Origin of the sequence: Ureibacillus chungkukjangi, from assembly GCF_003217295.1 — a bacterium.
GTDB lineage: Bacteria > Bacillota > Bacilli > Bacillales_A > Planococcaceae > Ureibacillus > Ureibacillus chungkukjangi.
Genome location: NZ_QJTJ01000031.1, coordinates 1 through 19,981, shown reverse-complemented (window position 1 = coordinate 19,981; position 19,981 = coordinate 1). Strand labels below are relative to the sequence as shown.

At 32.7% G+C, this 19,981-nt stretch carries 25 protein-coding genes; 20 read left to right on the top strand and 5 right to left on the bottom strand.

Annotated features, from left to right (window positions below; translation table 11 throughout):
* Positions 1-2 precede the first annotated feature (2 nt).
* From BJ095_RS15955 to BJ095_RS19120, 4 genes are read left to right on the top strand one after another with little or no spacing between them, the layout of a single operon-like run.
* Positions 3-677 carry a response regulator transcription factor gene (locus tag BJ095_RS15955; RefSeq protein WP_107937000.1) on the top strand — a complete coding sequence of 225 codons (675 nt, stop codon included), beginning with the start codon at positions 3-5 and terminating at the stop codon, positions 675-677.
* 13 nt (positions 678-690) lie between these two features.
* Complete coding sequence (locus BJ095_RS15950; RefSeq protein ID WP_107936998.1) at positions 691-1,614, top strand: F510_1955 family glycosylhydrolase; 924 nt, start codon at positions 691-693, stop codon at positions 1,612-1,614.
* A gap of 17 nt (positions 1,615-1,631) precedes the next feature.
* Positions 1,632-2,366 carry an urease accessory protein UreH domain-containing protein gene (locus BJ095_RS15945; protein ID WP_107936996.1) on the top strand — a complete coding sequence of 245 codons (735 nt, stop codon included), beginning with the start codon at positions 1,632-1,634 and terminating at the stop codon, positions 2,364-2,366.
* A 55-nt stretch (positions 2,367-2,421) separates the two neighbouring features.
* Complete coding sequence (locus BJ095_RS19120; protein WP_181418099.1) at positions 2,422-2,607, top strand: hypothetical protein; 186 nt, start codon at positions 2,422-2,424, stop codon at positions 2,605-2,607.
* Between the two features lie 236 nt (positions 2,608-2,843).
* Here BJ095_RS19120 and BJ095_RS15935 read toward each other — a convergent pair whose 3' ends face one another.
* Positions 2,844-3,176 (bottom strand): four-helix bundle copper-binding protein, encoded by a 333-nt coding sequence (locus BJ095_RS15935; RefSeq protein ID WP_107936994.1) that lies wholly within the window; start codon positions 3,174-3,176, stop codon positions 2,844-2,846.
* A gap of 320 nt (positions 3,177-3,496) precedes the next feature.
* On the opposite strand from BJ095_RS15935, the gene BJ095_RS15930 reads away from it, so the two are divergent.
* The 8 genes from BJ095_RS15930 to BJ095_RS15895 all read left to right on the top strand — a co-directional run bounded on the left by BJ095_RS15930 (position 3,497) and on the right by BJ095_RS15895 (position 9,260).
* On the top strand, positions 3,497-3,820 hold the full coding sequence (locus BJ095_RS15930; protein ID WP_153062715.1) for a hypothetical protein: 324 nt from the start codon (positions 3,497-3,499) through the stop codon (positions 3,818-3,820).
* A gap of 202 nt (positions 3,821-4,022) precedes the next feature.
* Positions 4,023-4,652, top strand: coding sequence for a YdhK family protein (locus BJ095_RS15925; RefSeq protein WP_107936990.1), 630 nt, complete (start codon positions 4,023-4,025; stop codon positions 4,650-4,652).
* 258 nt (positions 4,653-4,910) lie between these two features.
* Positions 4,911-5,156, top strand: a complete 246-nt coding sequence (locus BJ095_RS15920) for a TVP38/TMEM64 family protein (protein WP_107936988.1) — start codon at positions 4,911-4,913, stop codon at positions 5,154-5,156.
* Positions 5,126-5,434 carry a VTT domain-containing protein gene (locus tag BJ095_RS15915; protein WP_107936986.1) on the top strand — a complete coding sequence of 103 codons (309 nt, stop codon included), beginning with the start codon at positions 5,126-5,128 and terminating at the stop codon, positions 5,432-5,434. The genes BJ095_RS15920 and BJ095_RS15915 overlap by 31 nt, the downstream gene beginning before the upstream one ends.
* A gap of 129 nt (positions 5,435-5,563) precedes the next feature.
* Positions 5,564-6,613, top strand: coding sequence for a stage II sporulation protein P (spoIIP, locus tag BJ095_RS15910; protein ID WP_107936984.1), 1,050 nt, complete (start codon positions 5,564-5,566; stop codon positions 6,611-6,613).
* 219 nt (positions 6,614-6,832) lie between these two features.
* Positions 6,833-7,441 (top strand): signal peptidase I, encoded by a 609-nt coding sequence (lepB, locus tag BJ095_RS15905; RefSeq protein WP_107936982.1) that lies wholly within the window; start codon positions 6,833-6,835, stop codon positions 7,439-7,441.
* A 186-nt stretch (positions 7,442-7,627) separates the two neighbouring features.
* Positions 7,628-8,071 carry an ASCH domain-containing protein gene (locus tag BJ095_RS15900; protein WP_107936979.1) on the top strand — a complete coding sequence of 148 codons (444 nt, stop codon included), beginning with the start codon at positions 7,628-7,630 and terminating at the stop codon, positions 8,069-8,071.
* 430 nt (positions 8,072-8,501) lie between these two features.
* On the top strand, positions 8,502-9,260 hold the full coding sequence (locus tag BJ095_RS15895) for an SDR family oxidoreductase (RefSeq protein ID WP_107936977.1): 759 nt from the start codon (positions 8,502-8,504) through the stop codon (positions 9,258-9,260).
* A 255-nt stretch (positions 9,261-9,515) separates the two neighbouring features.
* Here BJ095_RS15895 and BJ095_RS15890 read toward each other — a convergent pair whose 3' ends face one another.
* Positions 9,516-10,385 carry a helix-turn-helix transcriptional regulator gene (locus BJ095_RS15890; protein WP_107936975.1) on the bottom strand — a complete coding sequence of 290 codons (870 nt, stop codon included), beginning with the start codon at positions 10,383-10,385 and terminating at the stop codon, positions 9,516-9,518.
* 123 nt (positions 10,386-10,508) lie between these two features.
* On the opposite strand from BJ095_RS15890, the gene BJ095_RS15885 reads away from it, so the two are divergent.
* Entirely contained in the window at positions 10,509-11,168 is a 660-nt protein-coding gene (locus tag BJ095_RS15885) for a hypothetical protein (protein ID WP_107936973.1), read from the top strand.
* An 820-nt stretch (positions 11,169-11,988) separates the two neighbouring features.
* Here BJ095_RS15885 and BJ095_RS15880 read toward each other — a convergent pair.
* Positions 11,989-12,417, bottom strand: coding sequence for a HEAT repeat domain-containing protein (locus tag BJ095_RS15880; protein WP_107936971.1), 429 nt, complete (start codon positions 12,415-12,417; stop codon positions 11,989-11,991).
* Between the two features lie 313 nt (positions 12,418-12,730).
* Here BJ095_RS15880 and BJ095_RS15875 point away from each other — a divergent pair, with 313 nt between their 5' ends.
* Genes BJ095_RS15875 through BJ095_RS15865 form a run of 3 tightly spaced genes read left to right on the top strand, consistent with a single transcriptional unit; the run spans position 12,731 to position 13,735 of the window.
* On the top strand, positions 12,731-13,060 hold the full coding sequence (locus BJ095_RS15875) for a PadR family transcriptional regulator (RefSeq protein ID WP_107936969.1): 330 nt from the start codon (positions 12,731-12,733) through the stop codon (positions 13,058-13,060).
* A 1-nt stretch (position 13,061) separates the two neighbouring features.
* On the top strand, positions 13,062-13,415 hold the full coding sequence (locus BJ095_RS15870) for a DUF1048 domain-containing protein (RefSeq protein ID WP_107936967.1): 354 nt from the start codon (positions 13,062-13,064) through the stop codon (positions 13,413-13,415).
* Positions 13,412-13,735 carry a DUF1048 domain-containing protein gene (locus BJ095_RS15865; protein WP_107936965.1) on the top strand — a complete coding sequence of 108 codons (324 nt, stop codon included), beginning with the start codon at positions 13,412-13,414 and terminating at the stop codon, positions 13,733-13,735. Before BJ095_RS15870 ends, BJ095_RS15865 begins: the two co-directional genes overlap by 4 nt.
* A gap of 116 nt (positions 13,736-13,851) precedes the next feature.
* On the opposite strand, the gene BJ095_RS15860 is transcribed toward BJ095_RS15865, so the two are convergent.
* The gene (locus BJ095_RS15860; RefSeq protein WP_107936963.1) at positions 13,852-15,060 is read right to left on the bottom strand and encodes an MFS transporter; all 1,209 of its coding nucleotides are present in this window, start codon (positions 15,058-15,060) and stop codon (positions 13,852-13,854) included.
* Positions 15,061-15,116: 56 nt separating this feature from the next.
* Between BJ095_RS15860 and BJ095_RS15855 the strand changes: the two genes are divergently transcribed.
* From BJ095_RS15855 to spoIIP (BJ095_RS15840), 4 genes are all read left to right on the top strand, one after another.
* On the top strand, positions 15,117-16,031 hold the full coding sequence (locus tag BJ095_RS15855) for an AraC family transcriptional regulator (protein ID WP_181418098.1): 915 nt from the start codon (positions 15,117-15,119) through the stop codon (positions 16,029-16,031).
* A gap of 244 nt (positions 16,032-16,275) precedes the next feature.
* Complete coding sequence (locus BJ095_RS15850; protein ID WP_107936959.1) at positions 16,276-17,307, top strand: S66 family peptidase; 1,032 nt, start codon at positions 16,276-16,278, stop codon at positions 17,305-17,307.
* Between the two features lie 154 nt (positions 17,308-17,461).
* The gene (locus tag BJ095_RS15845) at positions 17,462-18,001 is read left to right on the top strand and encodes an RNA polymerase sigma factor (protein WP_107936957.1); all 540 of its coding nucleotides are present in this window, start codon (positions 17,462-17,464) and stop codon (positions 17,999-18,001) included.
* On the top strand, positions 17,991-18,890 hold the full coding sequence (gene spoIIP, locus BJ095_RS15840; RefSeq protein WP_107936955.1) for a stage II sporulation protein P: 900 nt from the start codon (positions 17,991-17,993) through the stop codon (positions 18,888-18,890). The genes BJ095_RS15845 and spoIIP (BJ095_RS15840) overlap by 11 nt, the downstream gene beginning before the upstream one ends.
* Before the next feature lie 68 nt (positions 18,891-18,958).
* On the opposite strand, the gene BJ095_RS15835 is transcribed toward spoIIP (BJ095_RS15840), so the two are convergent.
* Complete coding sequence (locus BJ095_RS15835) at positions 18,959-19,663, bottom strand: hypothetical protein (protein WP_107936953.1); 705 nt, start codon at positions 19,661-19,663, stop codon at positions 18,959-18,961.
* Positions 19,664-19,981 lie beyond the last annotated feature (318 nt).

The following is a 19,981-nucleotide window of genomic DNA, read 5'->3' as shown; positions in this document are numbered from 1 at the left end:
ATATGCAAACAGCTCTCTTAGTAGATGATGAACATAGAATGTTAGATTTGGTTGAATTATTTCTGATGCCACAAGGAATAAAGTGTATTAAGGAATCAAGTGGGAAAAATGCGATTGATATACTAAAAAAAGAGAAAGTACACATAGTTTTATTAGATGTAATGATGCCTGGAATGGATGGATGGGAAGTGTGTAATGCCATCCGAGAATTCTCCGATGTTCCAATTATTATGTTGACAGCGAGAACAGATAAAATTGATTTAGTAAAAGGTTTAAACAGTGGTGCAGATGATTACATTACAAAACCTTTTGATGAAAGAGAATTGGTTGCAAGAGTCCATGCAATTTTAAGGCGATCACCAGAAGAAGAAAAAGATCTCAGTATCCATTACAATGACTTTACTTTAGATACTGAAAGGTATTCCTTAAAATATTTTGATTTAAAAGTTCAGCTAACGTTAAAAGAGTTTTTTATTTTAAAGGCGTTAATATCTAGACCCAATAAAACATATACGCGTGAAGAATTGTTGGATTTAGCTTGGGAATACGAAACTGAAACTGATATCCGAACAGTTGATTCTCATATTCGGAATTTAAGGGACAAACTAAAAAAGGCAGGATTTCCTACTGATGAATTTCTAAAAACAGCATGGGGAATCGGTTATAAATGGAGTTAAGGGGAAAATGACAATGAAAATAATAAAAATCTTATTTGGACTATTATTGGTATCTATTTTCTTAGTAGCTTGTAATTCTGAACAAAAGTATTCATTCGAAAATGTGAAAAACGAAAAAATTGACCATGTTCATGGTTTAGGGTATGCAAATGGAGGAAATGAGTTCTTAGTTGCAACTCATAATGGCCTATATCAATTTGACAAAAAATCATGGAAGGTAGCTAATAGTCAAAAACATGATTATATGGGGTTTGCAGCAGTTAGAGACGGCTTCTATTCAAGTGGACATCCAGAGGAAGGTTCAAATCTAAAAAACCCCTTAGGACTTATTAAAAGTACAGGTAAAGGTGCTAATATGGAACAATTAGCCTTTTATGGGGAACTTGATTTCCATTATCTTGCAGTTGGTTATGATAATAATACAATTTATGTCTTTAATGAAACACCTACGGATAATTTAGAGGGTGGTTTACATTATTCAACTGATGAAGGAAAGACATGGACTAAAGTAGCCCTAAATGGATTTAATTCATCTTCTATTTCTAATTTTGCAGCACATCCATCAAAAGAAGGAATTCTTGTAATAGGTAGTAAAGATGGAATTTATTTATCAAAGGACTATGGAGAAAATTTTTCGGAATTAATTTTTAATGAAATGGTAACCTATGTAACTTTAATTGAAAATGGAGGAATTTATTCCACTATTGATGATATTCAACAAGTATATTTAAAATTATTTACATTAGAGAGTAAGGAAGTAAAGGATATTAAACTTCCGAAAGAAATAAAGAATGATCCAATCATTAATCTTGCAGTTAATCCAAATGAGCACCAAGAAATAACAATAGTGACAAATAATTTATCGATTTATCAAACAAAAGATCAAGGAGATTCATGGTATAGCCTTGCTGTACATGGAAACTTAGTACTTGAATAAGGTAGTGAATATTAGAAATGTATAGCTTTTTATCACAAATCAGTCAAGTCATCAGCCAGCCTATTTCTGTATATTTAAATTCATATGAACATCCCCCAATTATTATTGCGCTTCTATTAGGATTAATCGGTGCATTTGCTCCATGTCAACTTACAGGAAATATCAGTGCATTTACTCTGTACGGAAATCGTACAATACAAGTTGATAAAAATTGGGTAGAAATTTTTTCGTTTATAGGTGGAAAAGTTGTAGTTTATTTTTCAATCGGATTATTAGCTTGGATCTTTGGTCAATCCTTCGAGTCTAAAATAACAGAATACTTTCCTATATTTCGAAAAGCGAATGGTCCGCTTTTAATCTTAACTGGATTAGTACTTCTTGGAATTATAAGGTTGAGGTTTTTAAACAAACTTTTTAATTATGTCCCAGCGAATATTAAGACTGGAAAGTTTGGCTCTTTCTTGTTAGGGTCTAGTTTTGCAATAGCGTTCTGTCCAACGATGTTTGTACTTTTTTTTGTATGGTTAATGCCAACAGTTGTATCCACATCTTTTGGAATTATACTACCAGTCATATTTGGGTTTGCCACATCTATTCCATTAATTATTATATTGGGGTTAATTTGGTACTTTGATATAAAAGGTTTAATTATGAAAAAGAGTATTAAAATCGGAAAAATCATACAAAAGATAGCTGGTCTTCTGCTAATAATTATAGGAATCTTTGATACATTAACTTATTGGGGAATATAAAATAATAAAATCAAATAATGTAAAAGCTTAAAATGAAGGTGGAAAGAAAGTAGTCATGGTTGGAGACGGTGTGATTGATCCACCAGAATTAGCGGAAGCGGATCTAGTGATTGCTATTGGAACTCGAACAGAAGTTGCCATTGAAACTGCGGATGTTGTCTTAGTCAATAGTAATCCAATTTATATACTTAGTACCTTAAAACATTCCAAAGCTAGTCACAGAAAATGGTTCAAAATCTAGGCTGGACTGCTGGATATATTATCAATTCAATCCACTTGCTGTAGAAGTACCGTATAACGTTGTAGTCGTCATTACAACAGCAATTGGATTGGCCGTAATGTCTAAGTACTATTTTGCAATTAATGCACAACTTTTTAAGATTAATCATGATTAAGTATGAAATTGAAAAAAATTGCCTAAAAATTTTTAGGCAATTTTTTTAGTACCCTGTTAAGTTTTGGGTTACTCTCTTTTGATTAGCTAGCCATTGTTCTACAAACATCGGCGCATTTTCTGCAAGCTTCTGCACACTTCTTACAATGTTCATGGTGACTACTATGCTTTTCACATTCAATTGCACATGCTTCACAAATATCGGCACATAGTATACAGATCTCAGTAGCGAACTGACTTCCACGCGACATGGCAGACGCTGCATAACTGCAAATATCAGCACACTCTCGAGTAAGTCGGATACATTCAGCCAACATTTTGACATCTTTTTCTTTTAAACATGCATCATAACAATGATTACACTCAATCAAACAATCAAGACATTCTTCGATACATTCTTTAAATTGTTCATGCATTTTACCTACCTCCTTAATGTTTTGATACGATTGTAGGGTACCCCGCTAATGTATATTTAAACTTTACATTTTAAAATTGTTAATTCGAACACATTAGGATTAAATGAAGGCTTACTTATTTTTAACTGATATATCATTTACTAAACAATTCAAAGACATTATGCAGTAAAGTAATTAATTCGCATTGATACTTATGCGAATTTTTTATTATTAAAGTATTATAGTATCAAAGAATACAATATATAAAATGAATCCAAAAAAATAACGAGGTGAAGGTGTTGTGTGTTAATAATGATTTTATTGAACAGTATGCATATAAAATGTATGAGGAAATAAATAAAAGTTCATTATTTACAATCGTAAGAATAGAAGGAATAGAGGGAACATATTTAACTTCTCAAATATTAAAGAAACAATGGGATAGGAAGAATCTTATTACAAAGCTTATTCTCCAAGATAAATGTAATAACTGTTATGTTGTAAACCCCGATTCTTTTGGTTTAAAATTTGCCAATGGAGAAATTAGTTATAAAGAATATAAAAAATTACAAAAACGAGACGATTTTAAATGGATAAGTTTTTCGCTTTTAGGAATTAGTTTTCTATGTATAATGCTATATTTCCTATTAAAATTTTTTAACTAAGATGAACCATGCATAATCTAAGAATTTCGATAAAAACAAAGCTAATCTACAATATGTAGAATAACTTTGTTTTTATTTGTCATTTCAGCAAACGTAATTAATAAAAGAAGAAGTTATTCTGCATATTTTTTGCAAATTTAAAGTTTATACTACGAGAAGTAGGAAAAAATAAATAATGATAATTAATTGGGAGGAATTTATAATGACTAATAAAATTATGATAAGTGTTATTTCATTATCTGCAGCTTTAATGCTTTCAGCATGCTCAGGAAATAATAATGATGAGGCAAATCAAAATGAAACAGCTCAAGAAGAAACAAATGAGATGACAGGGCATGACATGGAGGGCATGGAAGATACTGATGAATCTGAAGGAATAGAGGACACAGATTATTCCTCAATGAATCACTCAGGAGATGCTGAAATACCAGAAGGATTAGAAGAATCAGCAGATCCTGCTTTTCCAGTTAGTAGTAAAGCGATAATTCAAGCTGATCACATGGAAGGCATGAATGGTGCTGAAGCTACAATCGTAGGGGCTTATGATACTACCGTTTATACTGTTTCCTATACTCCTACAAATGGTGGAGAGCCAGTAACAAATCATAAGTGGGTAATCCATGAAGAGTTAGAAGGAGCAGGAGAAGAACCATTTAAACAAGGTGAAGAAGTAACGATTAATGCAGATCACATGGAAGGGATGCAAGGAGCAACTGCAACAATTGATAGTGCAGAAGAAACAACAGTCTATATGGTAGATTATACTTCCACAACAGGCGTTGAAGTAACAAATCATAAATGGTTAACAGAAACTGAACTAGCCGTTGAATAATTCTCAACAAAGTACACCTTGAAAGTTTAAGGTGTACTTTATAATTTGAAATATTTAATTTATCTGAAATTAATTAATAGTTTCCGTTAAGATTGGTTCTTAAAGATAATTGAAATAGCTTTTGAAGGAACTGATTGAGTACGAATGATTTCCTCTTCATTATTATCTATGTCCCCTAGCTCAATCAGCACCTAATTTTCTGCGTGATCCTGATTATTGACGCCATCAACAAAAAAATTATGAAAATGAGTTGGTATTATGATGGGAATTTTAAGCCAAGCTGGCATTTTTTCTATCTTTGTAAGTATATTAATTAACATATTGATTAGTATTACTGGAGTTTTACCCAGTGCATTTATTACCTTTGCTAATCTTTCCTATTTTGGCCTGTATGGTGGATTTATAGTATCTATTATCGGAGAAGCATTAGGTGCAATTATAAGCTTTGTTTTATATAGAAAAGGATTAAAAAAATGGAGGTTAAAAAAAACTCAACAAGGTTAATTGAGAAAATAAAAAAACTTGAAGGAATAAATGCTTTTTGGATGATTCTATTTTTAAGAATTATGCCATTTATTCCATCAGGGGCAGTAACATTGGGAGCTGCATTTTCAAAAGTTTCCCTTAGCTTATTTGCAGTAGCAAGTACAATTGGAAAAGTACCCTCCATACTAATGGAAGCAACTGCAATTTATGGGTTAATGCTGATTGATTTAGAATTCCAAATTATTATTGTTATTCTAGTGTTTTGTTTTCTTATTTGGAAATTAAAACTCAAATAAAATAGGTAGGTAGTTAAAAATTTATTCGTAAATGCTCTTAATTTAATTTAATTGTTACTACTAAAATACGTATAATTATTAATATTTGAATCTAATAATTGTGAGTCAGGGAAGGATAGAAGTAACTGAATGTCTACAAAATTAAAACAGAATAAAAAGGCTAGTGCAAAAAAAAGAACTATACTAGTACTTCTATTATATTTTGCATTATTATTATTTTTCCTTTGGTTACTGGGTTTTCTATGGCTCATGTTTTTTAATGAATCTAATAAAAATGAAAACAGTGAAACTCTCGATGAAACTAATTTACCAGAAAAAAGTAATTCTAGTGAAGGTTCAAATTATTTTAAGAAACCTAATAATCCATTTGGTCAAAATACAGAAATAGAAATAGATAATAACTTAGGTTCACCAGAGCGAGATGAATATCAACCCTCAATGAAGACTCTATTTGAGAATAGAGAACTTAAATTTGAAAACATAGATGTTATTTTTGAAAATATGAAATCATCCAAAAGACCTGAAATGCAGGCTACTTTTGGAAAAGATGTCGTTTACATCTATCATACTCATAGTAGAGAATCATTTTTGCCCTATCTTAAAAATACATTTAAACCAGAAGAAGCTTATCATTCAATAGCCAATATTACTTTAGTTGGAAAAATGCTAGGTAGAGCATTGGAAAGTTATGGTGTAGGAACTAAAGTTGATACTTCAGATATAGTACAACTTTTAGAGACAAAAAATTTAATTTATGGAAATTCATATGATTTATCAGGAGAAATAGTAAAAGCTGCACAAAGTGAAAGTGGAGATTTGGACTATTTTATTGATGTACATCGTGACTCTTTAAGAAAAAGGGATACTTCAATTGAAATTAACGGTTTAAAGTATGCTAGATTATTATTTGTGGTGGGTACTGGACATGCAGATTATGAAAAGAATCTTGCGTTTGCAAATGAATTACAAACAATGTTAGATACTTTATATCCAGGATTATCAAAAGGAATTTTACAAAAAAGTAGTAGTCAAGGAAATGGAATATATAATCAAGATCTTTCTCCAAATTCCATCATTCTTGAAATTGGCGGTGTAGATAATACTGTTGAGGAACTTCATCGTTCTACTGAAGCTTTTGCTGAAGTGGTAAGTGAATTCTATTGGCGTGGTGAAGAGTAAGGTGACGCCAAAAGTTTTGCAAATATTAATTTTGAAGGATGTTCACAAAAGTTGGGCATCTTTTTTACCGATGTTACGAAAGATATAGAATCTTATGATGATTTTATTACTTACAGCATGTTTAACTTTTATCAATCAAGAAATATAGACACTGATAAAGAATGATAGTAAGAGAAAAAATTTAAAGGTTTTTTAAATTATCTAAGAAGGTGGAATTTAATGAAGTTATGGACGCTTTTTATTGTTTCGTTAATTATGTTGGTTGGCTGCTCTAATGTATCATCTGAAACAATAACAGATGAAAATTCAAAACCTGACATTGCAACAATTGAACATGTTACAGCTGAGATGATAACATACCACCACATGTACGATAATATGGACAGAGGAAATCATGATTATTCTGATAAGACTCTAGCGATTGAATCAAATGTGAATACAACTGACATCTCAAGAGGAGATGTTATTTCTTTTGAAAATGAAGAAAATGACCAAGACATATCTAGGGTGGTTGCTCTACCTGGGGAAAAAGTAAAGATCACTAAAGGACAGATTTATATTAATGGGCTTAAGTTAGACACTTTTTACGGTAAAGCCCATAGAACTGGTTTAGATAAAGAAAATTACTTTAAAAAGATGGACGAAGCTGGATCAGAATATAATGAGGAAGCGAAGAATGAAATATTTGAGCTTAATATGGAGGAAATAGAACTTTCTGATAATGAATATTATCTAATTGGGGATGATTGGTTTCGAGGTAAGAGGATCGTAGTAACAGAAGAACAAATTATTGGAAAAGTGATGGGATACACCAACCAACTGAATTAATAAATCGGCATCAATTTATTTTGATGCTTTTTTTATGGGTACTGATTGAGGTGGCTTAACAAAATCTGTAGATAAAGTGTTAGTTGTTCAATTATTTTAAAGAATTACTAATTGTATACTAGTTGTTATAATGTAAAATTAAGGAATAACCTAAGAAAGTAGATAATGATAAAAGGATGATAATAAATGAATAATAGAGTTCAAGATTTTTGGAATGAATTTTGTATAGCAACGAATCAATTTGAGATTAAATATAAAGATGCTTTTCAATTTGGCGCTTCCGCTGATTGGTTAGCGGAGTTGGTTGTACAAGGAAAGAAGACAGCAACGACTTCGGGTTATGTGTTTTATGAGCTAGAAAAGGCGCCTATTCCTGAAGCTGGGGAATATTATATTGTTTTAGATGGTCAGGAAGAGCCAGTCGCTGTTATTCAAATCCAATCTGTTGAAGTACTTCCGATGAATGAGGTTACTGAGGAATTCGCTTTAGCAGAAGGAGAAGGAGATTATCAATATTGGTGGCAAGCACATGAAAAATTCTTTACCGAATTATTAAAAGAGTATGATATAGAATTTTCACCAGATATGGTGGTGGTATGTGAGCGTTTTAAAAAAGTATATTCGAAATAAAAAAGTTAACTAATTTTAAATTCTAATAGGTTCTTTCACCATGTGGTGTCTGTCAAGAAAGGTTACGTTTTCGGGGTGTTGATGTCATGGTTGGCGTTACGACTCCAGATAATACTTTAAAATTTGTTAGTCTAAATGCGTTGCAACCCTATCATTGGGCGATTGCATATCCAGCAGAAGAATTGGAACATTATCAAAAATGATTATGTAAGAAGATTGGATAGGGAGAAAAGATTAAGAAAACTAGAATAAAAAACTATAAATCTTGTAACGAATAAGTAATTAAAGCTATATAAGTATCACACACTATAATTTTGGTGAAAGGAGGGCGGAAGGCTGCCTTAAACTAGTGGGAACGTTAGTTGAATAAAGTAACCAACTGTAGAATATTACATTATAAAGATAATCCATTTGAATGGGAGAGTTGTACTTGAGAATACTTGTAACTGGTTCAACCGGACAATTAGGTTCCGCTTTGTTAAAGCAATTAAAAGGTTTAGATTATAAAGTAAAAATAACTTCGAGAAGAAAACCTGAAGGAGTAGACTTCAAATGGGTTTATAGCGATTTATTATCTGGTGACGGATTAGAAGAAGCAGTAAAAGATGTTGATGTAATTATTCATGCAGCTACTAGTCCGGTCAATAAATCTAAAGACATCGAGGTTATTGGATTTGAAAGATTTTTAAGTAAGTTGCATCATATAAAACTTTTTATTTATCCATCAATTGTAGGGATTGAGGAAATCCCCTTCAAGTATTATAGACTTAAATACAAAGCAGAAGAATTATTAAAGGATAGTTCTCTACCGTATACAATTGCTCGTGCAACTCAGTTTCATAGCTTCGTTGATAATTTACTTTTATCAAAACCTTTATTTGGAAGATATATAATCCCTGGAAGGATCAAATTTCAAAGCGTGGATGTAAATGAATTTGCCAGACATTTAATCGACTTAGTGAATAAAGGCCCACAAGGAAAATTAGATGATTTTTGTGGTCCGGATATAATGACATTAAGAGAAATGGCGGAGTTGAAAATTAAGATTACCAATGAAACCAATAATGTTTTAAGCATTCCTTTCTCAGGAAAACTATACAATTCTTTAATTGAAGGAAAAAATACAAACCCTATGCAAAAAAAGGGAATAATTTCCTACGAGGAGTATCTAAGGAATAAGCTGAATTAATGATGTTGTATTAAGTGGGATACTCTATTTAAGAATGGAATAATTACGAGCAAAAAGGCTTAGAGATAAACACTCTATGCCATTTTTTGGTTAATGGGTGCTTATTAAGTGAACTTAATCCCAAAATTATAGTGATGAATAAACCCTTTATGCTCTAATTATAATTACAGCAAGATGTGGAAAGTCTACATACTCTTTTGATGTTATTTTATATTTACAGTAATAAAAAATAATAGGACGGAGGAAAAAGCGACTTTAACATTCTAAATCAATCGGATGTTTTTTTATTGGTACGTAGAGATGATAGGATGAATCAAGCTGATGAACGTTCTCAAAAGCTTGAATCATTTCTATATCGGATTGTTCTGCTTCTAATTTGGAAATCTTTAAGAATCTAGCAAAGTCATTAGTAAGAACATCCCCTATATCCAGGATGTCACCAGAATATTGAAATTTAGCACAAAATATTGAAGGTATATCATTGGTAAAGTAATATGGTTTGTTAATCTGGATATCGTATGGAATACCGAACAAAACATTAAATTTTGTTGAATTCGGCTGACAATTTGAGTAAATAACATAGCAAGGGCCATTAATAGATTGATTAATATTATCTAATAGCATTCTCGAATGAGAACGAATTTTCAACTTATAATTTTCAGTTGCTAAATCAACTTCAAATGCTATCCCACAAACTCGAATTGCATTGAATTCTACTAGGGTAAAATCGGTGACTATATCACCATTTATGTTTTTAATCGGTTTCTTTACTACTAAAGGAATAGGAGATTCATTGATCGTCGTCGTGTTTTCTTTCAGTTTGCTAGGAGCTATCCCGTATTGTTTTTTAAAGGCGCGAGTGAAAGATGATGGAGTCCCAAAGTTAAGTAAATATGCAATGTCTGTTAACGATAACTTTTCGTTTTGAATTAGATTAACAGACTTATTTAATCTTCTAGAAAGTAAGTAGTTGTTAAATGAGTAACCAGTCATTGCGGAAAAAAGTCTATGAAAATAGAATTTCGAAATATTGAAGTGATTTGATACAGATTCTAATGATAAAGATTTTTCTATATTATCCTCAATATAGACTAATGCATTTTCAATTAATTCATAATGTTCCACAACGTCACTTCTTTCTATCTTTTTATATTATCTTTAGCTTAATATATGAAATCTAAAAAGTAATAATTCGGATTATCAAGGAGGAGAACAAATGGACAAATGGTTTGAAACGAGGGAGTTGAAATGAATTTAGTAGGAATGAATTTCAAGAAAATTGCAGGCTTATTTGCAATTTTGGCAGGAGTTTTATACACAGTCATTCAATTTATCCATCCACCTGAAAATTTAACTTTTGTTACTTCGAGTTCCTGGCAGATAGTTGCTTGTTTAAGCATTGCTATGTCCCTCTCCTTTATTATAGGAATTATTGGGATTTACATGAAACAACTTGAAGAGGTAGGCTGGATTGGTTTAATAGGATTTATATTATTCAACCTGTTTTGGTTAATTTCAATGACTTTTAGTTTCATTGAAGCATTTGTTTACCCGCTGATTATAAACGAGGCTCCCATGTTTGTAGAAGGAATGTTAGGACTATTTGACGAGAACAATAGTGAGGTTAATCTAGGTGTTTTCACAATATTGGCCCCTATTGCAGGAGTACTGTATATGCTTGGCGGCTTATTTCTAGGAATTGCAACATTTCGTGCTAATGTCTTTCCCCGCTTTGCTGGAATATTACTTTCGCTTGCTGCTGTAGTTACTTTGGCTACCGTAATCATTCCTCACCCTTATGATCGAATATTAGCATTACCGATGGGAGTAGTTTTCATTTGGCTAGGATATATCCTTTGGTATGAAACTAACATTGGGTTAAAAAAATTAAGACATAAAAATAAGTGAATCGATTTTTATTTAAACTTTTTCATTTGTATAGAAGAGGTGATGTTTAACAATCGGACGCTTTCCTTGAATAAGGAAAGCGTCTGTTTCCTTTTAAGGGCAATTTAACGGGATAATAGTTTTTAAATGAGTTTGGTGAGAAAATACAAGCTAAATTAAGTATTAGTATAACGAATAGAGAATTAACAAAATTTGAGTAAGGGAAGGGGGACTAATTCTACTTTAAGATTTTTGTAATAAGTAAGTAGTAAAATATAATTTTAATTTATAAATTAATAGAGGGTTTTAATTTGGAAATGAACTTTTTATATCCTTTTGAATTGATAGATAAATATATAAAAAATGCAGTCGTGTGGAAGTATTTGGCTCTCCATCATGAACTGACTATTCTTTCAAATAGGCGTAGTCAGCTCGCTCTTACTTTACTGGTAAAGTGAAAAGATTTCGATTAACTTCATGTATTGAAGTAGGAGGAATGTGTGAGGCACATATGTACAACGTAAGTGTAACTCACTGTTTGTGTGTTTTAAGGGATAATGAAAATAGTCCATTTAAGGTACTGTCGGCATGCGGTGTCTGTTAAGAAAGGCTTAGTTTTTGGGGTGTTGATGTCATGGTTGGCGTGACTACTCCGGATAATACTTTAAAATTTGCTAGTCTAAATGAGTTACAGCCCTATCATTGGATGAATGCATATCCAGCAGAAGAATTAGAACGATATCGAAAATGAGTGATATCTTTACATTTTAGAGAAAAAGAAAAGTCATTCACTCCACATATGGAATTGAATGACTTAACCCACCTATAGGAAAGGTGATTATTATAGTTTTGCCCAACGTTCCTCTAACCAGCTCATGAATTCCTCGCCTTTGTCACCTTCATAAGCATCATAGACATCTAGACGCATACGTTTTAGCTTATCTGCAAATTCTGCCACTGTATGGCCCTTTGGTAAGCTCTTTTTCACGCGAAGAAAAATCTTGTCCGTACCTTTGATAATATCAAAGCTTGCAGGTGTTGGTTTTTCTACATTCTCCCCAAACGCTACAAGAGTATCATATGCTGCTATTTGGACCTTGTAGACCGTATCATTGTGCATACGATTTTGTAATAGATCTATAATTTTGTCATGCTGATAAGCCGATAAAGTTTCGACTGCGGCTAAACGCTCGCGCCAGCTTGATGTATAATTGGCCTGTTTTTTTAAAGCTTCGTACTTCTCTGGTAGTACTGTTTCAAATTGTTTCAAGTAAGTGCACCTCTTTTTTTGACTAGAGGAAAAAATAAATTCTTCTTCTGCTTTCCTTATTATACGATGTCTGAGTGGAAAAAGCGAAGGATTGCTGAAATTGAATGTATCCATGTATCTGATTTATAAATTTTAATAAAATTATACATAAAAGTGTAAGAAATGATTTAGTTGCAGTATAAATGGCAATTCCTTTTATTATTTTAATTGACAAGATACACTATTCTGTATTACATTATACCAGTAATAAGTTTTACTTAATACCTGTATTACAGAGTACTGAAAAATTTAAAAATATAAATGGGTGAATAATTTGGAAAATATTACAGAAATGCTTAAGGGATTGCTTGAGGGATGTGTGCTTGAAATTATTAGTCGGGGCGAAACTTACGGCTATGAAATCACACAACAGCTTAGAGAGCTTGGCTTCACAGATGTAGTTGAAGGTACAGTCTATACGATTACCTTGCGTTTTGAGAAAAATAATCTGGTAAACATCGAGAAAAAACGATCTAATGTTGGTCCACCGAGAAAGTTTTATACCCTAAACGAAGCTGGCCAAGAGCAGCTTGAGAATTTTTGGAGAAAATGGAACTTTGTATCGAGCAAGCTAAACGAGTTAAGAGATAAAGGAGGAAAATGAGATGAACTTTTTTGAAAAAATAACTGGCAGCGATATGACGAAACAAATGAAAGAATTTGACGAACGAGCAAAAGTGTTACCAACTGATTATCAAACTGCTTGGAAAGAAATTATGAGCAATCTCTGGATTCATGGAGATTTCACCGGCCGCAAACTGATGCCGATTCTTGAGAGTGCCCTTGAATTACTTGAAGTTACTTCAGCAGACGGGCAGAGTGTTGAAGAAGTCCTAGGAGATGATATCAAGGGCTTCTGTGCAGCGCTCGTTGGAAGCGATGGAGCAAAAACGTATCGAGATAAATGGCGTGAGCAACTAAATAAGAATGTAGCCAGAAAATTAGGAGGACTACAATGAGTATAAAAAAAATCATCGAAGGCAGAAAAGAATGGAGAGCTCATGTTTCGCGTGTCAAAGCGCTTCCCCAAGACTATCAAATTGTCTATAAAGAGATTCAAAAATATCTTTTTAAAGTGGGACCAGTTGAGCTAAATGAAGGCATTGGCCCACTTTCGGAAATTATCAGCTTTTTCGAAGAAGGTGTCATTGCTGGGAAAAGGGTATTAGAAGTTACAGGGGCTGACGTCGCTGCTTTCTGCGATGCGCTAATTGAAGATTCAAAAACGTATGCTGATCTTTATCAGGATTCACTTAATAAAAAAAACCTAAGAGAATGAAAATGGGAAGATCTTTATTAAGAAAGAAGACCGATTTCTAAATTTAAATGAGAAATTGGTCTTCTTTACTGTTGTTTTTTTAAAAATTAATTAATTATCATGAATATGATTAAATTTTATGCATTTGTTCTATAGATGAGCCCCTTTTTCCAAGACAAAATTACAGTTATAGAAGCGATAAGTAAAAGTCCGGCCAAAACAGTAAAGCACAACATTATCAGACCAGAAGAAACTAAACCTGCAAATATAGCTAACAATATAATTCTCAAAAGTAGCCCAATCGTTCGGAATAGGCTATCAATTCTACCGATTATTTCATTCGGGATATTATCCATCAAGAAGGAGTTCCTGGCCACTCTTGCTCCACTATTACCTAAAGCTATAAAAAACATTAAAGATAAGTATGCTGGTATATTCGCGTAAATAATTAACGAGATTGCTAATGTGTATGTTAAGACACCGTAGACAATTGTCTTTTCGTCTCCTAATTTTCTAGCTACGATAGGAACCAATATACCTGCAAAAATGGCACCCAAACCGTAAATCATACCTTGAATTCCATATATATTTCCATCGGTCTTTAACACATCAGACAAATATACTGGGAACAAATAATTTGTAATCATTACGCCAATGTAGGGCATTAGCGAAGCGGATAAAAATATGAGCATTGAAGTTCTTTTAAGCATAAAGGTTAAACCCTCTGATGCTTTTATTGCCTTTTCATTTCCGATTTTTCGTTTAGTAGTTTTCGCATAAGGTAATTTTAAATAAAAATAGATTGCCAGCGCATAGGTGAATACATCAAGTAATAAGATAAATTGCAAATCCCACTTAATCAATAAGATACTTGCTGCTGCACCGGCAATCATGCTGGAAAGCTGTCCTTGTACCTCCATTGTTCCATTAAGAGCCTTATACTGTTCTCTATTAAAAATTTCCTGATTTAAAGCAAACATGGTTGGGTAAAAAAGGGTGTAATACAGATTTCCTATCAAATAAATGATTATATAATGCCATATTTCATAGTGATTAGCTATGAACCCAATGAAAGTGAAAATTAACAAAACAGATAGGCTAATTAATTTACTAAATATCAATAATCTTTTACGTGATATTTTATCTATTAGGGCTCCGATATAAGGTGTAATTAAAAAGCTTAGGATAGTCATGCCTATTGTGACGTATCCAAATAGTTTATTTCCATTTTCACTCGATACTAAGAGCCATGGGATAGCAATCATTGTTATACCTGAGCCAATAGATGAGGCAATATTTGCAAAGATGATCAATCGAAATCGAGAATCGTTATACAGTTTATTCATGCGTGTTCCCCCTAAAAATGCTTACATGTATTTGTTCAACTATTTCTAGTATAAAAATGAAAAAGGGGAACTACATCGTACAAATTGCTGAAATATTCAGCAATTTAAGCTACAATAAATTAAGAAATATAGATGATAAAGCAGAGGTGAAAAAAATGGGATTACATTTAAAACTACCAAACGTACAAATTTTCCAATTTGATGGTCACTCAAGTTGGAATGATCCCGCTCATTCACATCAGGACTGTTATCAGATTTCAATTCCATTTAACGGAAATACTATTGCTACCCTTAACCAAAAGGAAAAGGTTTTAAGCAGTGGAAATGCCATAGTTGCTAATCCAAATTCCACACACTCTCATGAATTCAATTCAGATAGTAGTTCATTAGTAATTTTAGGCTTAAATCGAGAGGGTTTTAATAATTGGTTATGTGATGAGAAAGCCCTGAAAGAAGAGGTTAATTTTTATGAGGATCAACAAATTTTTAGTAATGATGTAAAATTGCAAATGAAACAGTGGTTTACTCATTATATTTTGAAAGAAGATTATCAAAGTTCTTTTATGGATGACTTGGAGATTAGTATTTTTCAATATTTTTCTGCTCTTTTAAGAGGTAGTCATAATATCAAAGAACCTTTACAACTTGTCTCAGATAATCATTTTAATCACGTATTAGACTATATCCATTCACATTATTCAGATGATATTTCAGTAGAAACACTAGCCGGTATAGCACAACAAAGCAAATATCACTTTATCAGAAGCTTTAAGTTGGCAACTGGTTTTACTCCACATCAATACGTAATGATTATCAAAATCAAAAAGGCCAAAGAGCTATTAACTATTTCTAATAAAACGATAACTGAAATTAGTTATGAGGTTGGCTTTTCAAGCCCTAGTCAATTTTATAAAACTTTTGCTAATTTAGTTGGCTGTTCACCAAAGAAATTTAGAGAACACAAAGATTAAAATCAATAATAAATTCGCCCAATTCAGCTGCTCGAATTGGGCTTTTATAATTAATAAACATGTCTGTCCAAGTAAATATACGAACCAGCCCCTTTCCGATGAATGGGCTTTTTCTTTTTGAATGAGTATAGTTTCTTCAAAAAAAGAAGGATTTTAAAACATTCTATAGAAATTAAAATCTAAGAGAATCGTTATTTTACAGGTAAAAATACATAGATAATAGAGTTTTTTGGGGGGAGATTAGATGTTAATTAAACCAAAAAAGTTACAGCCTGGAGATAGTGTAGCAACCGTGAGTCCTTCTTGGGGAGGAGCAGGTGAACCAGAACTTAGATGGAGATATGAGCAAGGTGTAAAGAGATTGGAAGAGGTATTTGGGTTAAACGTTATCCCAATGCCAAATAGTTTAAAAGGTGGAGACTATCTATACAATAACCCACAGGCTCGTGCTGAGGATTTGATGACTGCATTTAAGGATGAAAATATAAAAGGGATTATTGCCAATATTGGTGGAGAAGATAGTATTCGTTTACTTCCATATATTGACTTTGAGGTGATACATAACAATCCGAAGATTTTTATGGGGTACTCTGATGTAACCATTTCTCATTTAATTTGCCATAAAGCAGGCATTTCTTCCTTTTACGGTCCAGCCATACTAACTGATTTTGCTGAAAATGTAGAGATGGATCCATATACAATTGAAATGGTGAACCGGACGCTCTTTTCTAATGAAATAATGGGAGAAATTCAACCAGCGAAAGAATGGACAAGTGAACGTTTAGAATGGATTGAATCCAATAAGAATAAGAGACGAACTTTGAAACTAAACGCTGGTAATGAGTTACTTCAAGGCTCTGATATCGTACAAGGACGCCTGATTGGCGGCTGTATGGAGGTTCTTGAGATGGCTAAAGGAACTGTACTTTGGCCAGAGAGCATACACTGGGAAAATAGTATCCTATTCTTTGAAACCTCTGAAGAAAAACCAGCACCAGATTATATTCGTTATTGGCTACGAAATTATGCGGCTCAAGGTATTCTTCAAAGAGCAAAGGGTATTATTTTTGGAAAGCCACAGGATGAGCAGTATTACGAGGAGTATAAAATCGAAATCCGAAAAGTCACGAAGGAATATAATTTAGAGCATTTACCAATTCTTTATAACCTAAATTTTGGCCATACAGAACCAAAGTTTATCTTACCTTATGGTGCTATGGCAGAGATCGATTGTGTCGATAGGACTTTCTCGATTCTTGAAAATGCAGCTGAATAACTAAACAGTATGTTATGTAAGGAGATGTATATCTCCTTTTTATTTTGTTTTTAAATGAACACCCTGTAATTCTTTTGATCATATATAAATTTCTGTAACCATTTATCAATCTCAAACGAATAATAAGTGACTACATACTAAAGGGGGGAAATGGTTGGTTGATTTACGAGACTTAGAAGGTAGCATAGTGGAAATTTATAATCAGCATTATCTAGATGTGTATCGATTTCTTGTTTGCTTTTCAGGAAATCAAAACGATGCAGAGGATTTAACACAAGAAGTATTCATTCGGGTGTTAAAAAGCTTACCAAACTTTAAAACTGATAGTAATTTTAAAACATGGATATTTTCTATCGCGAAGCATGTTGCTCTTGACCATTACAGAAAGAAGAAATTTTCAACGATTTTTAAGGAAGGTTTTTTCTCTAAGCTCGAGTCAAAGGAGAAAAAGCCTGATGAAGAGTACGAGAAAACTGAATTAGAGCACTATGTACATGAAGCTATCTCCAAGCTTAAACCGAATCACCGAGCAGCTGTTATTCTTCGCGGAATCAATGAGTTTTCAGTGAAAGAAACGGCAGAAATTCTGCAATGTAGTGAAGCCAAAGTGAAAGTCGATTATCACAGAGCTTTAAAGGATTTGAAAAGAAAACTAGATTTGGATGGAAAAGAGGTTTTGTCCAATGCAAAATGAAAAAGAAATTATTAACATGATAAAAGACAGTCACCCTCAAAATCCAAAAAAAGAATTTATAATATCAACAGAAAATTTGCTTAGACAAAAGGCTAGAAGTATGAGAAAAACTACAAGAGTTAGAAAACTCACTGTAGCAACAAGTGGTATTTTCCTATTTGCATTAGCTTTTTCTTGGCTTTTCCTTTTAAATGGCAAGGAAACCGTTATGAATCTTACAAATACAATTGGAGCAGAAGGTATTCCATCACTTGCCTTAGATGAAAAAGAACCGTTAGTGTTTATTTACCAAACACATAATGTTGAAGCATATTATCCAGAACTGCAGGGAGATGAGGATAGGGTACCCTTTAGTGATACAACGAATGTTACATTGGTGGGGAAGGAATTGAGTAATGCATTAGAAGAACGTAATATTAGCGCAATTCATGATGATACAGATTATAGTAAGATTTTGAGCGAAAGAGGATTAACTTTTAACGATGCCTATACAGTATCAGGAGAAGTCTTACAAAAAGCGTTAACTGAACATGATAGCATTGAAGTTGTATTGGACATACACAGGGAGTCAAATAAAAAAGATGACTCCACTACGACTATTGCAGGGACAGAATATGCAAAGATATGGATGTATGTATCGAAAACAGCTGATAATTATGAAATAAATAAAGCATTTGCATTGAAACTTCATGACAAACTAGAAGACCTATATCCGGGTTTATCCTTTGGTGTAATTGAAAGAGGAGTAAACCCAAGAAACACTTACAATCAAGATTTACAAGACAACTCTGTATTAGTCTCTATTGGTGGCATGGAAAATACATTCGAAGAGACATTTCGAACGGCAGATGCTTTAGCAGAGGCTATTAAAGAAGTATTGAGTAAATAATATATAGTAGCAAAAGCTTGATTTGGCGGTAATCTTCAAATCAAGCTTCAATCTTTATAGGAGCAGCTTTAATTTATTAATATAGCTTTATCATTAAATTCAACGTCAATTTCAAATAGCTGATTCATCAAAACAAGATTATCATGCCTCATTTTAAGAAAGTAATCTTGATAGTCCTCTGGAATAGGCTGTATATATGTTTTAGGTTGGCTTTGAACCTTCAACCATTCCTTCAAATTTAATAATTCAGCCGTAGTAAATCCATTATATGTAGTTGCCTCATTCAACTTTTTAATCTCTAAAGAGGGAACGACTGTTGTTACAAGTGGTTCTTTAGATTTATTGTTGATACCATATTTTTTTGGACGTATGTCTTTTGCCAGTTTTGATGAGAAGTGAATTTCATCAATCTCGCTCCATTTAAAATACTCGTTTTTGGTAAAATTGAAGCTTCTACGTTCAATACCTTCCTTATTCACTATCGTGAAAGTTTGTAGTAACAATGTGTTAGCGATGATTAAGATCGTTACACAGCTTATTAATAGTGCTTTCTTTTTCCTGAAAATCCAGCTGATTAGGATTAATATAATTGAGATGACCAATATTAAATCCGTAGGTGCTTCACGAAAGGAAACAATCAGATTGCCTTCTTTGTTTTCTAAAAACGCTTCAAGAATATGAGGCAGAGCTGCACAAATACCCATCAAAGCAATGACGATATAAACCTTATAATCCCAAAGAAAACCTTTATCTTTCCAACTATTCGTATCCATATTTTACCCTCCTTTCCTAATTTACCATATTCCAGCCTATTTTGAATAACCATTATTCAAAATTTTGGGAAGTAGGTTAAACTATGTAAATTTAAGGAGAGGTTATGGCTATTTTGCTATGTTAACAAATTAGAGTGCACTTAATTAGTCTATTTTAAACAACTTGAAAGCGAAAAATAGCATAATAACACGAATAAAGTTCACACTAAACCTAATTCCATAAAGGAGCATTCCTGTTAGAAGGATTTTCGGGGACTTGAAATAAAAAAAGCCCTCTTGTATGATGCTTGAGTGTCAACCGGAAAATTGACTCGAACA